This window comes from Streptomyces sp. NPDC018000 (assembly GCF_044328025.1).
Taxonomy (GTDB): Bacteria; Actinomycetota; Actinomycetes; order Streptomycetales; family Streptomycetaceae; genus Streptomyces.
Genome location: NZ_JBIRGM010000010.1, coordinates 17,844 through 31,637 on the forward strand (window position 1 = coordinate 17,844; position 13,794 = coordinate 31,637).

Annotated in this window: 10 protein-coding genes; 2 read left to right on the forward strand and 8 right to left on the reverse strand. The window is 70.8% G+C overall.

All coding sequences use genetic code 11. The features are described from left to right. Window positions 1-74: 74 nt before the first annotated feature. A complete protein-coding gene (locus ACH4EW_RS20925) occupies window positions 75-974 on the reverse strand; it encodes a TIGR01777 family oxidoreductase (RefSeq protein WP_398258946.1) in 900 nt (299 codons plus the stop codon). Between the two features lie 156 nt (window positions 975-1,130). Here ACH4EW_RS20925 and ACH4EW_RS20930 point away from each other — a divergent pair, with 156 nt between their 5' ends. Continuing rightward, window positions 1,131-1,658: a GNAT family N-acetyltransferase gene (locus ACH4EW_RS20930; RefSeq protein WP_398258948.1), complete on the forward strand. Its 528-nt coding sequence runs from the start codon at window positions 1,131-1,133 to the stop codon at window positions 1,656-1,658. A gap of 67 nt (window positions 1,659-1,725) precedes the next feature. Here the strand turns inward: ACH4EW_RS20930 and ACH4EW_RS20935 are convergent, their stop codons facing one another. The 7 genes from ACH4EW_RS20935 to ACH4EW_RS20965 form a co-directional block, all read right to left on the reverse strand. Then, window positions 1,726-2,247 (reverse strand): DUF4240 domain-containing protein, encoded by a 522-nt coding sequence (locus ACH4EW_RS20935; RefSeq protein WP_398259245.1) that lies wholly within the window; start codon window positions 2,245-2,247, stop codon window positions 1,726-1,728. Between the two features lie 61 nt (window positions 2,248-2,308). Then, window positions 2,309-3,280: a helix-turn-helix transcriptional regulator gene (locus ACH4EW_RS20940; protein WP_398258950.1), complete on the reverse strand. Its 972-nt coding sequence runs from the start codon at window positions 3,278-3,280 to the stop codon at window positions 2,309-2,311. A gap of 313 nt (window positions 3,281-3,593) precedes the next feature. Further along, entirely contained in the window at window positions 3,594-6,263 is a 2,670-nt protein-coding gene (gene aceE / locus ACH4EW_RS20945) for a pyruvate dehydrogenase (acetyl-transferring), homodimeric type (RefSeq protein WP_398258952.1), read from the reverse strand. A 275-nt stretch (window positions 6,264-6,538) separates the two neighbouring features. Then, window positions 6,539-7,162 (reverse strand): GntR family transcriptional regulator, encoded by a 624-nt coding sequence (locus ACH4EW_RS20950; protein WP_398258954.1) that lies wholly within the window; start codon window positions 7,160-7,162, stop codon window positions 6,539-6,541. A 147-nt stretch (window positions 7,163-7,309) separates the two neighbouring features. Then, window positions 7,310-9,187, reverse strand: a complete 1,878-nt coding sequence (gene sucB / locus ACH4EW_RS20955) for a 2-oxoglutarate dehydrogenase, E2 component, dihydrolipoamide succinyltransferase (protein WP_398258956.1) — start codon at window positions 9,185-9,187, stop codon at window positions 7,310-7,312. A gap of 61 nt (window positions 9,188-9,248) precedes the next feature. Then, window positions 9,249-10,637, reverse strand: a complete 1,389-nt coding sequence (gene lpdA, locus ACH4EW_RS20960; protein ID WP_093893552.1) for a dihydrolipoyl dehydrogenase — start codon at window positions 10,635-10,637, stop codon at window positions 9,249-9,251. A 387-nt stretch (window positions 10,638-11,024) separates the two neighbouring features. Continuing rightward, window positions 11,025-12,569 (reverse strand): leucyl aminopeptidase, encoded by a 1,545-nt coding sequence (locus ACH4EW_RS20965; protein WP_398258958.1) that lies wholly within the window; start codon window positions 12,567-12,569, stop codon window positions 11,025-11,027. A 273-nt stretch (window positions 12,570-12,842) separates the two neighbouring features. On the opposite strand from ACH4EW_RS20965, the gene ACH4EW_RS20970 reads away from it, so the two are divergent. Next, a complete protein-coding gene (locus ACH4EW_RS20970) occupies window positions 12,843-13,673 on the forward strand; it encodes an endo alpha-1,4 polygalactosaminidase (RefSeq protein ID WP_398258960.1) in 831 nt (276 codons plus the stop codon). Window positions 13,674-13,794 lie beyond the last annotated feature (121 nt).

Below are 13,794 nucleotides of genomic sequence, written 5' to 3' on the forward strand. Positions count from 1 at the left end.
ATGTCCGTCCGAATCTGCGGAGGATGTGCGGGTCGGGGCCGTGCCCGGCGCGGTCCGGCGCGTGTTCGGTGCGCTCAGCGCAGCGCCGCGCGGATCGCCCCGTCGATTCCCGGGAAGGCGAACACGAAGCCCGAGTCCAGCAGCCTGCCCGGCAGTACCCGCTGGCTGCCCAGCACATCCTTCGCGAAGTCCCCCAGGACGAGCCGCAGTGCCGGTGCCGGAGCGGTCAGGAGCGTGGGGCGGCGCAGCACACGCCCCATCGCGGCCGTCACCTCGGCGTTGGTGACGGGGTCGGGGCCGGTCAGATTCACCGGACCCGACAGCGACTCCGTGTCCAGGATGTGCCGCAGCGCCGCGACCTCGTCGTGCAGCGCGATGAAGCTCCAGTACTGGCGCCCGTTGCCCAGCCGCCCGCCGAGCCCCGCCCGGAACAGAGGGAACATCCGGCCCCAGGCACCGCCCTCACGGCCGACGACCAGGCCGGTGCGCGCGTGCACCGTCCGTACGCCCGCCTCCTGAGCGGCGGCCGTGGCCGCCTCCCACTCCACGCACACGGACGGCAGGAAGCCCTCGCCGGCCGGGGCGCTCTCGTCGACCGCACGGTCTCCGGTGTCGCCGTAGTAGCCGATGGCCGACCCGGACAGCAGTACCTTCGGCGGGACGTCCAGCGAGGCGACGGCCTCGGCGACGGCCGTCGTCCCGAGCACCCGGCTGTCCCGGATCTCCTTCTTGTACGCCGGTGTCCAGCGGTGGTCACCGACGCCGGCCCCGGCGAGATGGACGACGGCGTCGCAGCCCACCAGGCCCGCCACGTCGACATACTGGCGTTTGGGATCCCACTCCACCTCGTCGCCGGCCCGCGCGGGATGTCGCACCAGGCGTACGACCTCGTGTCCGTCGGCCCGCAGCGAGCGCACCAGCGCCGCTCCGATGAGTCCTGATGCTCCGGTGACAGCGATACGGGAGTGCAGCATGGGGCCCATCCTGCCGCAGTGGCCCCGGTGCGCCTCACTCGCCGGGCCGAAGGCCCTTCGTGCGTCACCGGTCTGCGCCCACCGGGGGTTACGGGACAGCCCTGAGCCGCGAAATCGGGCTGACCGGGCTGTGAGCGGCGTGGCACAGTGGCGGGCATGCCCGAGATCCACATACACCCGGTCCGCCCCGTCCGCTCCGCTGTCCTCTCCGACGAAGCCGCTCTCGGTGAACTCGACCGCGCCACCTGGTCGACGCTGCACGCCGTGACACCGAGGCCGCAGCCCCCGTACGAGCCGTTCTTCGACGACCACCACAAGCCCGAGGACTTCCTCGTGGCCGAGGCGGAGAACGCGGCGGGAGAGGTGTGTCTCGCCGGGTACACCAGGCTGGTCCCGCCCACCCCGCTGGCCTGCAACACCCATGTACGGCAGATACAGGGCCTCGCCGTGGCCGACTGGGCGCGCGGCCGCGGTATCGCCAGGGCCCTGCTGCGGGCCGCGTTCGCGGCGGCGCGCAGTGACGGGGCGAACCGGATGACGCTGCGGGTGCTCGGGCACAACGCGCCCGCGCGGGCCCTGTACGAGTCGGAGGGGTTCGTCGTCGAGGGTGTGCTGCCCGGTGAGTTCTTCCTGCACGGGCGTTACGTCGACGACGTCATGATGGGCCGCTCGCTCGCCCCCTGACACCTCATGTCCTTTGCCGTGGTGCCGTCGGCGGGCCCGCGCCCGGGGGCCCAGCCGCCGGGCGCGCTCAGCCGGCCCCGAACCGCTCCCAGAGCGCGGGGAAGCGTTCCGCCAGGGCCGTGTCGTCCTCGAAACTGAAGGGGGTGCCCTCCGGCTCGGAGGTCTGGGGCGGCAGGCCGAGGTCCGGGGTGACCACGCCGGTGAGCTGTTCGTACGCCTCGTCGGCGGCGTAGCCGAGATCCTCGGCCTCCCCGTCGACCTCCTCGTCGAAGTCGTCCAGCAGATCGGCGAGACTGTCCGGATTGTGCAGAGCGCCCTCGAAGATCTCCCGGCCCTGCCCGATCAGCCAGCAGCGGAAGAAGTCGAAGGCGTCGTCGCTCGCGCCGCCGAGCAGTACGGCGGCGGCGCCCCACAGCTCCCAGCGGTAGGCACGGTTGTAACGGGCCTCGAAGTGCCTGGCGAAATCCAGCACGGCTTCGGGATCGAGCCGCACCAGCCGTTCGACGAGCAGGTCGGCCTGGTCCTCGGGGTCGCCTTCGGCGGCCTCGCGGGTGCTGTCGATGATCTCCCAGAACTCCGTCTCGTCCATCACGGGACAAGCATCGGCCTTGACGGCAGGCGATGCACGTGGACGCGGCGAAAAGAAGCCTTCAGGGATAGAGGCTGCGCAGGCGTTCGGCGGCCGCGGTGAAACGCGCCCGCAGAGCCGTCGGTTGGAGAACCTCCAACTCCGGCCCCAGGGACATTAGTTGGCTGTACGCGACATCGAGGGACTCGACCGGCAGGGTGATGGTGAGCCACCCCTGTGCGTCGGGCGGGCCGGCCGTTTCCAGCGCGTCGTGGACCGCCGAACGGTCCATGGCGTACGGCAGTCGGCGTACACCGTCCTCCGTCACCCGTACCGTCACCGCGGTACGCAGGAGCGAGCGGGCGAACTGGGCGGCCCGCTCGTCCCAGAAGCCCGGAAGATCGAACGTCTCGTCGCGTTCGAACCGCTCGTCCGACACCGCTACGGCCGAGAACCGGTCGATCCGGTACACCCGGAAATCGTCCTCCACGCGGGCGCAGAGATACCAGACCCCGGCCTTCAGGACGAGTCCGTACGGGGCCAGCACCCGCTCCACCTCGCCGTCCCGGCCGCTGCGGCGGTAGCGGGCGTGGACGATCCGGTCGTCCCAGACCGCCTCCGCGACGGCGGGCAGCAGTTCGGGGGTGACCGGCTCCTGGTACCAGCCGGGAGCGTCCAGATGGAAGCGCCGGGCGGCGCTGTCCGAAGCGCCTCGCAGGGACGGGAGCAAGGCCGCCGACACCTTGAGCCGGGCGGCGGACGCGGCGTCCTCCAGGCCCATCTGGCGCAGGGCGGAGGGCAGCCCGGAGAGGAAGAGCGCCTCGGCTTCGTTACGGGCGAGCCCGGTGAGACGCGTGCGGTACCCGCCGACCAGCCGGTAGCCCCCGGCCCGGCCACGGTCCGCGTACACCGGGACACCCGCTTCGGAGAGTGCCTGCGCGTCCCGGGTGACGGTCCGTTCGGACACCTCGAGTTCCTGGGCGAGCTCGGCGGCGGTCATGGTGGGGCGGGACTGCAGGAGCAGCACCATTTTGATGAGACGGGCGGCACGCATGGGGCCATTGTGGCCGCGGTGTGCGGGTTGCGGCCCGCAGGGTCGGAGACGGCCTCAATCGCCGGCCCGGCTCAAAGGCTGCCCTTGGGCCGACCGGCGCATGGAAGGCGCGGCGGCGGCCGGGTGTACCCCGGCCGCCTTCACGCGTCAGAGCCTGTCGGGTGACCTTCGATCGGAGAGCGGACGCGGCATGGTACGTGCGATTCCAAGGCGCCGGGATGTCCTCGTAGCGGAGCTACTAGGGCATTTCGGCAACGCCGGAAGCGTGCGTGCCATGCCGCGTCCGCCCGATCAGAGGTCGCCCGACAGGCTCTCAGAGCGCGTACCGCTCCCGGGCCTCCTTGACCGCGGACGCGGCCACCTCGCCGCGGCGGGCCAGCTGGGCCAGGGCCGCGACCGTGATCGACCGGGCGTCGACACCGAAGTGGCGGCGGGCCGCATCGCGGGTGTCGGAGAGCCCGAAGCCGTCCGTGCCGAGCGAGGACCAGTCCTGCTGCACCCACTGGCTGATCTGATCCGGGACCTGCCGCATCCAGTCGCTGACCGCGAGGACCGGACCCGGTGCGCCCTCCAGCGCCTGGGTCACGTACGGCACCCGCTGCTCACCGCGGAGCAGCGCCTCGTCGCACTCCAGCGCCTCGCGGCGCAGCTCGCCCCACGAGGTGGCGGACCAGACATCGGCCGTGACACCCCAGTCCGCGGCCAGCAGCTCCTGGGCCTCCAGGGCCCAGTGGATCGCCGTGCCGGAGGCCAGCAGCTGGACGCGCGGTGCGTCCGCAGTCGCGGGCGTGCCCTCCTTGAAGCGGTACAGGCCCTTGACGATGCCCTCCTCGACGCCTTCCGGCATCGCGGGCTGCGGCTTCGGCTCGTTGTAGACCGTCAGGTAGTAGAAGACGTTCTCGGCCTCGGGGCCGTACATCCGGCGCAGACCGTCCTTGACGATCACCGCGATCTCGTACGCGAACGCCGGGTCGTAGTTGAGCGACGCGGGGTTCGTGGACGCGATCAGGTGCGAATGGCCGTCCGCGTGCTGGAGGCCCTCACCGGTCAGCGTCGTCCGGCCGGCCGTGGCGCCGACGATGAAGCCCTTGCCGAGCTGGTCGGCGAGCTGCCACATCTGGTCGCCGGTCCGCTGCCAGCCGAACATCGAGTAGAAGATGTAGAAGGGGATCATCGTCTCGCCGTGCGTCGCGTACGACGTGGCGGCGGCGATGAAGTCGGCCATGGCCCCGGCCTCGGTGATCCCCTCGTTGAGGATCTGGCCGTCCTTGGCCTCCTTGTAGTACATCAGCTGGTCGCGGTCGACCGGCTCGTACGTCTGGCCCAGCGGCGAGTAGATCCCGGCCGACGGGAACAGCGACTCCATGCCGAAGGTACGGGCCTCGTCCGGGACGATCGGCACCCAGCGCTTGCCGGTCTCCTTGTCCCGCATCAGGTCCTTGACCAGGCGCACGAAGGCCATGGTGGTGGCCATCTCCTGGTTGCCGGACCCCTTCTTCAGCGCGGCGAACGCCCGCTCCTGCGGCTCGGGCAGTGCCACCGCGTGCACCCGGCGGGCCGGGGCGGGGCCGCCGAGCGCGGCGCGGCGCTCCTGGAGGTAGCGGACCTCGGGGGAGTCCGCGCCCGGGTGGCCGTAGGGCACCTGGCCATCGGTGAAGGCGCTGTCCGGGATCGGGAGGCCGAGCAGCTCGCGCATGCCCTTGAACTCGTCGATCGACAGCTTCTTCATCTGGTGGTTGGCGTTCTTGGACTCGAAGCCCTTGCCGAGCGTGTAGCCCTTCACCGTCTGCGCGAGGATCACGGTCGGCGCGCCCTTGTGCTCGACGGCCGCCCTGTATGCCGCGTACACCTTGCGGGCCTCATGGCCGCCGCGCGAGGTGTAGAAGCACTCGGCGATCTTCGCGTCGGTGAGCAGCTTCGCCAGCTCGGCGAGCGCGGGATCGGCGCCGAAGAAGTGCTCGCGGATGTACGCGACGTCGCGGGTGGCATACGTCTGGAACTGCGCGTCCGGGACCTCCCGGAGCCGTCGGACCAGCGCACCGGTGGTGTCCAGCTGGAACAGCTCGTCCCAGGCGTTGCCCCAGAGCGTCTTGATGACGTTCCAGCCGGCCCCGCGGAACGCGCCCTCCAGCTCCTGGACCACCCGGAAGTTGGCGCGGACCGGGCCGTCGAGGCGCTGCAGGTTGCAGTTGATGACGAAGGTCAGGTTGTCGAGCCGCTCACGCGCCGCGAGGGCGAGGGCGGCAGTCGACTCGGGCTCGTCCATCTCGCCGTCGCCCAGGAAGGCCCAGACGTGCGAGTTGGACGTGTCCTTGATGTTGCGGTTGGCCAGATAGCGGTTGAAGCGTGCCTGGTAGATCGCCGAGAGCGGGCCGAGGCCCATCGACACGGTGGGGAACTCCCACAGCCAGGGCAGCCGCCGCGGGTGCGGGTAGGACGGCAGACCGTCGCCGCCCGCCTCCTGGCGGAAGTTGTCGAGCTGCTGCTCGCTGAGCCGGCCGTCGAGGAAGGCGCGGGCGTAGATGCCGGGGGAGGCGTGGCCCTGAATGTAGAGCTGGTCGCCGGAGCCGTCCCCCTCCTTACCGCGGAAGAAGTGGTTGAAGCCGGTCTCGTACAGCCAGGCCGCCGAGGCGAAGGTGGCGATGTGGCCGCCGACCCCGAGCCGGGCGCCACGGGTGACCATCGCGGCCGCGTTCCAGCGGTTCCAGGCGGTGATCCGGGACTCCATCTCCAGGTCGCCGTCGAACGCGGGCTCGGCGGCGGTCGGGATGGAGTTGACGTAGTCGGTCTCCAGCAGCTTGGGCAGCGCAAGACCGGCGCCCTCGGCGTGCTGGAGCGAGCGACGCATCAGGTACGCGGCGCGGTGCGGGCCCGCGGCCTTGGTGACGGCATCCAGGGAGGCCGCCCATTCGGCGGTCTCCTCGGGGTCGCGGTCCGGGAGCTGATCGAGCTCGCTCGGAAGCTTTCCTACGGGGTCGGTCATGATCGCCGCCTTCCGGAGTGGAGGGGGGTGGAGAAAGGCCCTGACTGGCAGGACAGGGCGATGGGGCCGGTGGGCCCGCGGAGTGAACTGTAGGGCCCCGATCGATGATCGATCAAAGGGTGAAGCGCAAAACTTCTCGATATGAAGAAATTGGCATTCGGTGCCGCGAAACGGGGCACGGAGTGACGGGATTTAGTACACAAAAAGGGCGCTCGCCTGCACGGGCGAGCGCCCCTCACGACAGATGCGTACGCGCCTGAGAACCCGACAGGCTCTCAGGCGCGCGGTGCGCAGCCGAGCACATGCGCCTTGACCAGCGTCCCGATGTCCGGGTCCTTCCGCAGGAACGCCTCGATGAGCGCCTCGTGCTCCTCGGCATACGACTTCTGGACCGTGCCCAGCCACCGGATCGACAGGGCCGTGAACACCTCGATGCCCAGCCCTTCCCAGGTGTGCAGCAGCACGGCGTTCCCGGCGGCCCGCACCATCTCGCGGTGGAACCCCACGGTGTGCCGTACCTGCGCCTCGCCGTCGGCCAGCCGGTCCGCCTCGTAGAGCGCCGTCACATGCGGTGCGAGGCGCGAGCAGTCCTCGCCGAGGACCGGAGCCGCCAGCTCCGCCGCTATCTGCTCCAGACCGGCCCGTACCGGATAGCTCTCCTCCAGATCGGCCGCGGTGAGATTGCGGACCCGTACGCCCTTGTTGGGCGCCGACTCGATCAGCCGGAGCGTCTCCAGCTCCCGCAGCGCCTCGCGTACGGGTGTCTGGCTGACCTCCAGCTCGGTCGCGATCCGGCGCTCCACGATCCGCTCGCCCGGTTTCCAGCGCCCGCTGACGATCCCGTCCACGATGTGCTCGCGGATCTGTTCGCGCAGCGAGTGGACGACGGGCGGGGTCATGAGGGGCTCCTTCGGGGCGAACCGGTGCTGTCTGCGTCATTACGGCTGCCGGGGCGACCGGTGGTGTCTAGACAATACGGCGGCGCCCCCGCCCGGAAGTGATCCGGACGGGGGCGCCGCTGGTGAGGCTGGTTACAACCGTGGTGCTCAGAGGCCGAGCTCGACCTCGAACTCACCGGCCTCCAGGATCGCCTTGACCTCGGTCAGGTAACGGGCGGCGTCGGCGCCGTCCACCAGACGGTGGTCGTAGGAGAGCGCGAGGTACGTCATGTCGCGCACCGCGATCGTCTCGCCGAGGTCCGGGTGGTTGATGACCACCGGGCGGCGGACCGTGGCACCGATGCCCAGGATGGCTGCCTGGTTCGGGGGCACGATGACGGTGTCGAACAGCGCACCGCGCGAGCCGGTGTTGCTGACGGTGAAGGTGGCACCGGACATGTCGTCCGGCGTCAGGCCGCCACCGCGGGCCTTGCCGGCCAGCTCGGCGGTCTTCTTCGAGATACCGGCGATGTTCAGGTCGCCCGCACCCTTGATGACCGGGGTCATCAGACCCTTCTCGGCGTCCACGGCGATGCCGATGTTCTCCGATTCGAAGTACGTGATGGTGCCCTCGTCCTCGTTGATCCGGGCGTTGATGACCGGGTGGGCCTTCAGCGCCTGGGCCGCCGCCTTCACGAAGAACGGCATCGGGGACAGCTTCACGCCCTCACGGGCGGCGAACGCGGCCTTCGCCTGGTTGCGCAGCTTCATCAGCTTCGTGATGTCGACCTCGACGACCGAGGTCAGCTGGGCCTGCGAGTGCAGCGCCTTCATCATGTTGTCGCCGATGACCTTGCGCATGCGGGTCATCTTGACCGTCTGACCGCGCAGCGGGGAGGCCGCCGGCTTCGGCGCCTTCGAGACTGCCGGGGCAGCGGCGGCGGACGGAGCCGGGGCAGCGGCGGCGGCCCTGGCGGCCTCCGCGGCGGCGACGACGTCCTGCTTGCGGATACGGCCACCGACGCCGGTGCCCGTGACCGAGCCCAGGTCCACGGCGTTCTCGGCGGCGAGCTTGCGGACCAGCGGCGTGACGTACGCGCCGTCGTCCACGGAGGTCGCGGCCGGGGCGACCGGAGCCGGAGCGGCGACGGGCGCCGGGGCGGCTGCCGGGGCCACCGGAGCCGGAGCGGCGGGCGCCACCGGAGCGGCAGGCGCCGGGGCGGCGGGTGCCACCGGGGCCGGAGCCGGTGCGGGGGCGGCCGGAGCGACCGGAGCCGGCGCGGGGGCAGCCGGAGCGACCGGAGCCGGCGCGGGGGCAGCCGGAGCGACCGGAGCCGGCGCGGGGGCAGCCGGAGCGACCGGGGCCGGAGCCGGGGCGGCGACGGGCGCCGGGGCGGCCGGGGCCGGAGCAGCCGCCGGAGCGGCACCTGCGGCACCGATGACGGCGAGCTTGGCGCCGACCTCGGCGGTCTCGTCCTCGGCGACGACGATCTCCAGCAGCACACCGGAAACCGGGGCCGGGATCTCGGTGTCGACCTTGTCCGTGGAGACCTCCAGGAGGGGCTCGTCCTCCGTGACCTCCTCGCCGACCTCCTTCAGCCAGCGGGTGACGGTGCCCTCGGTGACGCTCTCGCCGAGCGCCGGGAGGGTGACATCGGTACCGGTGGCGCCACCGGCCGGTGCGGCGGCGGCCGGGGCCTCGGCGACGGGGGCCGGGGCAGCAGCAGCGGGGGCCTCGGCGACGGGGGCCGGGGCCGGGGCGGCCACGGGCTCGGCGGCCGGGGCCGCGGCGGCGACGGGCGCACCCGTGCCGTCGTCGATGACGGCCAGCTCGGCGCCGACCTCGACGGTCTCGTCCTCGGCGACCTTGATGCTGGAGAGGATGCCGGCCGCGGGGGCCGGGATCTCGGTGTCGACCTTGTCGGTCGAAACCTCGAGCAGCGGCTCGTCGGCCTCGACGCGCTCGCCCTCGGCCTTCAGCCAGCGGGTGACAGTGCCCTCGGTGACGCTCTCGCCGAGCGCCGGAAGGGTTACGGAAACCGACATGGTTTCAGTTGCTCCTTACGAAAGTGCGGAAGTAGGTCGGTCGTCGCGCCCGGTCGACTGATCAGTCGTGGGAGTGCAGGGGCTTGCCGGCGAGGGCCAGGTGGGCCTCGCCCATCGCCTCGTTCTGCGTCGGGTGGGCGTGGATGAGCTGCGCGACCTCGGCGGGCAGCGCCTCCCAGTTGTAGATCAGCTGGGCTTCGCCGACCTGCTCGCCCATACGGTCACCGACCATGTGGACGCCGACCACGGCACCGTCCTTGACCTGGACGAGCTTGATCTCGCCCGCGGTCTTGAGGATCTTGCTCTTGCCGTTGCCCGCGAGGTTGTACTTCAGAGCGACGACCTTGTCCGCGCCGTAGAGCTCCTTGGCCTTGGCCTCGGTGATGCCCACGGAGGCGACCTCGGGGTGGCAGTACGTCACCCGCGGGACACCGTCGTAGTCGATCGGAACGGTCTTCAGTCCGGCCAGCCGCTCCGCCACCAGGATGCCCTCGGCGAAGCCGACGTGCGCGAGCTGGAGCGTCGGGGCCAGGTCACCCACGGCCGAGATGGTGGGCACGTTGGTCTGCATGTACTCGTCGACGAGGACGTAGCCGCGGTCCATCGCGACGCCGGCCTCCTCGTAGCCCAGACCCTGCGAGACCGGGCCGCGGCCGATGGCGACGAGCAGCACCTCCGCCTCGAACGTCTTGCCGTCGGCGAGGGTCACGCGGACGCCGTCCTGCGTGTACTCGGCGCTCTGGAAGAACGTACCGAGGTTGAACTTGATGCCGCGCTTGCGGAAGGCGCGCTCGAGAAGCTTCGAGCTGTTCTCGTCCTCGACCGGGACGAGGTGCTTCAGGCCCTCGATGATCGTGACGTCGGTGCCGAAGGACGTCCACGCCGAGGCGAACTCGACGCCGATGACGCCGCCGCCCAGCACGATCGCGGACTTCGGAACACGGTCCAGCTTCAGCGCGTGGTCCGAGGAGATGATGCGGTTGCCGTCGATCTCCAGGCCCGGCAGCGACTTCGGCACGGAGCCGGTCGCGAGCAGCACGTGGCGGCCCTGGACGCGCTGGCCGTTCACATCCACCGAGGTGGGGGAGGAGAGCCGTCCCTCGCCCTCGATGTAGGTGACCTTGCGCGAGGCGATGAGACCCTGAAGACCCTTGTACAGGCCCGAGATCACGTCGTCCTTGTACTTGTGGACGGCCTCGATGTCGATGCCCTCGAAGGTGGCCTTGACGCCGAACTGATCGGCCTCGCGCGCCTGATCGGCGATCTCACCGGCGTGCAGCAGGGCCTTCGTGGGGATGCAGCCGTTGTGCAGGCAGGTACCGCCGACCTTGCCCTTCTCGATCAGAGCGACGTCCAGGCCCAGCTGCGCTCCGCGCAGGGCCGCGGCGTAACCGCCGCTACCACCGCCGAGGATCACTAGGTCGAAAACGGTGCTGGCGTCGTTCGCCACGTCACGTCCTCCATGCATGTGCGCCGTACGCCGGGCCCCGTCGCTGGGGGATGACCGGCCGGTCGGCTGGTGTTCGGCCGCTTTTGTTTTCGGCCCTGTGGTGGGGGCCCTGTCCTGCCGAGAACCCATCTTCGCACTTGTTGACGGTGGGCGGGACGCGGGGCCCGGGTCCGAGACGGATGATCATCCGTCTCGGGCGATTACCGCTGCGTAGAAACAAAAAGGACTAAGAGCGTAGCGCGGCCTTGGAAGGGTGGTGGCGGGAGACGGGAGGGCGTGCTGATTTCGTTGAGAGCGAAACCTGCCGGATCCGTGCCGCGATGCCGACGCGGGAAAACCTACGGCCCCGGACGTATGCCCGGGGCCGTAAGTCGGTCAGCTACTACCTCAGCCGAGGTCTCCGGCAGCGGTGCGCTCCGCCAGCTTCACCAGTGTGCGGACCGCGGAACCGGTGCCGCCCTTCGGCGTGTAGCCGTACGGTGCGCCCTCGTGGAAGGCCGGGCCTGCGATGTCCAGGTGCGCCCAGGCGATGCCCTCGCCCACGAACTCCTTCAGGAACAGACCGGCGACCAGGCCGCCGCCCATCCGCTCGCCCATGTTGGCGATGTCGGCGGTCGGGGAGTCCATGCCCTTGCGCAGGTCGGCGGGGAGCGGCATCGGCCAGGAGGCCTCGCCGACCTCCTCGGCGATCTCGTGGACGGAGGTACGGAAGGCGTCGTCGTTCGCCATGATGCCGAAGGTGCGGTTGCCCAGCGCCACCATCATCGCGCCGGTCAGGGTCGCCACGTCGACGATCGCGTCCGGGTTCTCCTCACTGGCGCGGGTGAGTGCGTCGGCGAGGACGAGTCGGCCCTCGGCGTCCGTGTTGAGCACCTCGACGGTCTTGCCGCTGTACATGCGCAGGACGTCACCGGGGCGGGTGGCGTTGCCCGACGGCATGTTCTCGGCGAGCGCCAGCCAGCCGGTGACATTGACCTGGAGACCCAGACGGGCGGCCGCGACGACGCTCGCGAACACGGCGGCGGCGCCGCTCATGTCGCACTTCATCGTCTCGTTGTGGCCGGCCGGCTTCAGCGAGATGCCGCCCGAGTCGTAGGTGATGCCCTTGCCGACCAGGGCCAGGGTCTTCTCCGCCTTCGGGTGCGTGTAGGCGAGCTTCACCAGACGCGGGCCGTGGGCCGAGCCCCGGCCGACGCCCAGCAGACCGCCGAAGCCGCCCTTGACGAGCGCCTTCTCGTCGAGGACCTGCACCTTGATGCCGTGCTCCTTGCCCGCGGCGGTGGCCACGGCGGCGAAGGACTCGGGGTACAGGTCGTTGGGCGGGGTGTTGATCAGGTCGCGGGCACGGTTGATCTCCTCGACGACCGCGACGGCACGCTCGGCGGCCGCCTTGAACGCCTTGTCGCGCGGCTTGGTGCCGAGCAGGGCGACCTCGCCGAGCGGCAGCTTCGTGCCGTTGCCGTTCTTCTTGCCCTTGGGCGCCAGCTTGTTCTCGCCGCCCTGGTACGCGGTGAAGGCGTACGCGCCGAGGAGCGCGCCCTCGGCGACCGCCTCGGCGTCCTCGGCGGATGCGATGGGCAGCGCGAAGCCGGCCTTCTTCGAACCGCTCAGGGCGCGGGCGGCCGAGCCTGCGGCCCGGCGCAGCGCCTCGGCGTCGTACGCGTCGTCCTTCTCCGGGACGGAACCGAGTCCGGCCGCGATGACGACCGGGACCTTGAGACCGGCGGGTGCGGGGAGCTTGGTCACCTCGCCCTCGGCACCTGCGGCGCCCAGGGCTTCCAGGACGGTGGCGAGCTTTCCGTCGAACGCCTTGTCCACGGCCTCGGCGCCCGGTGCGAGGACCGGCCCCTTGGCGCCCTTGGCGACGCCGACGACAAGTGCGTCGGCGCGCAGCGTCGCCGCACCGGCAGTGCTGAGAGTGAGAGCAGTCACGGTGGTGAAATCTCGCTTCCGTTGAGTTCGGTGTCGGTCGAGGGGTGGGCCGACCGTGCCCGGCGCATCGTAGACGCCGTCGCAATGTGCCGGGAATGAGCCTACGCGCGCCTTTGCAGCGGGATCACGGCGGCGGGCGCTCCGTCGGCGCCCCGCCGACGCCACGTTGTTGCGTCGTTGCCCCGGTTCCGGGCGGCCGGGCCGGGGCCGTGCGGCTGGAACGGGCGGTGGAAGTAGGGTTGTTGGTGGTGCCGGACCGACGGGGGGAGAAACATGCGCGCCCAGGGGACTGCACGTGTCAGCGCGCCGGGACCGGCGCTGCCGGTCACCGTGCTGATTCTGCTGGCCCTGCTGACGGGCTGCACCTCGGCACCGGAGCCCGATGCCACGGCCCACTGGCGCCCGGAGCCGGGCATCGGCTGGCAGTGGCAGCTCTCCGGCCGACTGGACCCCACGGTGGACGTCCCGGTGTACGACATCGACGGCTTCGAGCACACGGCTTCGGAGGTCGCCGATCTGCACCGCCGGGGCCGCAAGGTGATCTGCTACCTCTCCACCGGCGCCTGGGAGGATTTCCGCCCGGACGCGGGGAAGTTCCCCGCCTCGGTACGGGGAAAGGGCAACGGCTGGGAGGGGGAGCGGTGGCTCGACATCCGCCGCACGGACGTCCTGGAGCCGCTGATGGAGGAGCGGATCGCGATGTGCGCGAAGAAGGGCTTCGACGCGGTGGAGCCCGACAACATGGACGGTTACCGCAACCGTACGGGCTTCCCGCTGACCGCCGCGGACCAGTTGCGCTACAACCGGCTCATCGCCCGTATCGCCCACCGCCATGGACTCGCCGTCGGCCTGAAGAACGACCTCGGCCAGATTCCGGAGCTGGAGCCGGACTTCGACTTCGCGGTCAATGAGCAGTGCGCGCAGTACGGGGAGTGCGATGCTCTCACCCCGTTCGTGAAGGCGGGCAAGGCCGTCTTCCACGCGGAGTACGAGCTGCCGGTCACCCGGTTCTGCGCCGAATCGAAGCGGCTCGGGCTCAGCTCGCTGCGCAAGAAGTACGAGCTGGGCGTGTGGCGCCAGGAGTGCCCGAAGGCCGGCCCTTAGACCGACCGGCACATAGGGGGGCGGCGTCGCGTGGCTGGGCACGCACATCTGCCGCGTTGTCGTCAATCACCAAAGCTCCTTCCCCAAGCTCTCGGCTGCGCGCGAGCAGGGGAGACCCCAT

Coding starts and splice junctions, on each gene's coding strand:
- ACH4EW_RS20925 (WP_398258946.1), bottom strand. CDS start 974: ATGCTGCACTCCCGTATCGCTGTCACCGGAGCATCAGGACTCATCGGA.
- ACH4EW_RS20930 (WP_398258948.1), top strand. CDS start 1,131: ATGCCCGAGATCCACATACACCCGGTCCGCCCCGTCCGCTCCGCTGTC.
- ACH4EW_RS20935 (WP_398259245.1), bottom strand. CDS start 2,247: ATGGACGAGACGGAGTTCTGGGAGATCATCGACAGCACCCGCGAGGCC.
- ACH4EW_RS20940 (WP_398258950.1), bottom strand. CDS start 3,280: ATGCGTGCCGCCCGTCTCATCAAAATGGTGCTGCTCCTGCAGTCCCGC.
- aceE (WP_398258952.1), bottom strand. CDS start 6,263: ATGACCGACCCCGTAGGAAAGCTTCCGAGCGAGCTCGATCAGCTCCCG.
- ACH4EW_RS20950 (WP_398258954.1), bottom strand. CDS start 7,162: ATGACCCCGCCCGTCGTCCACTCGCTGCGCGAACAGATCCGCGAGCAC.
- sucB (WP_398258956.1), bottom strand. CDS start 9,187: ATGTCGGTTTCCGTAACCCTTCCGGCGCTCGGCGAGAGCGTCACCGAG.
- ACH4EW_RS20970 (WP_398258960.1), top strand. CDS start 12,843: ATGCGCGCCCAGGGGACTGCACGTGTCAGCGCGCCGGGACCGGCGCTG.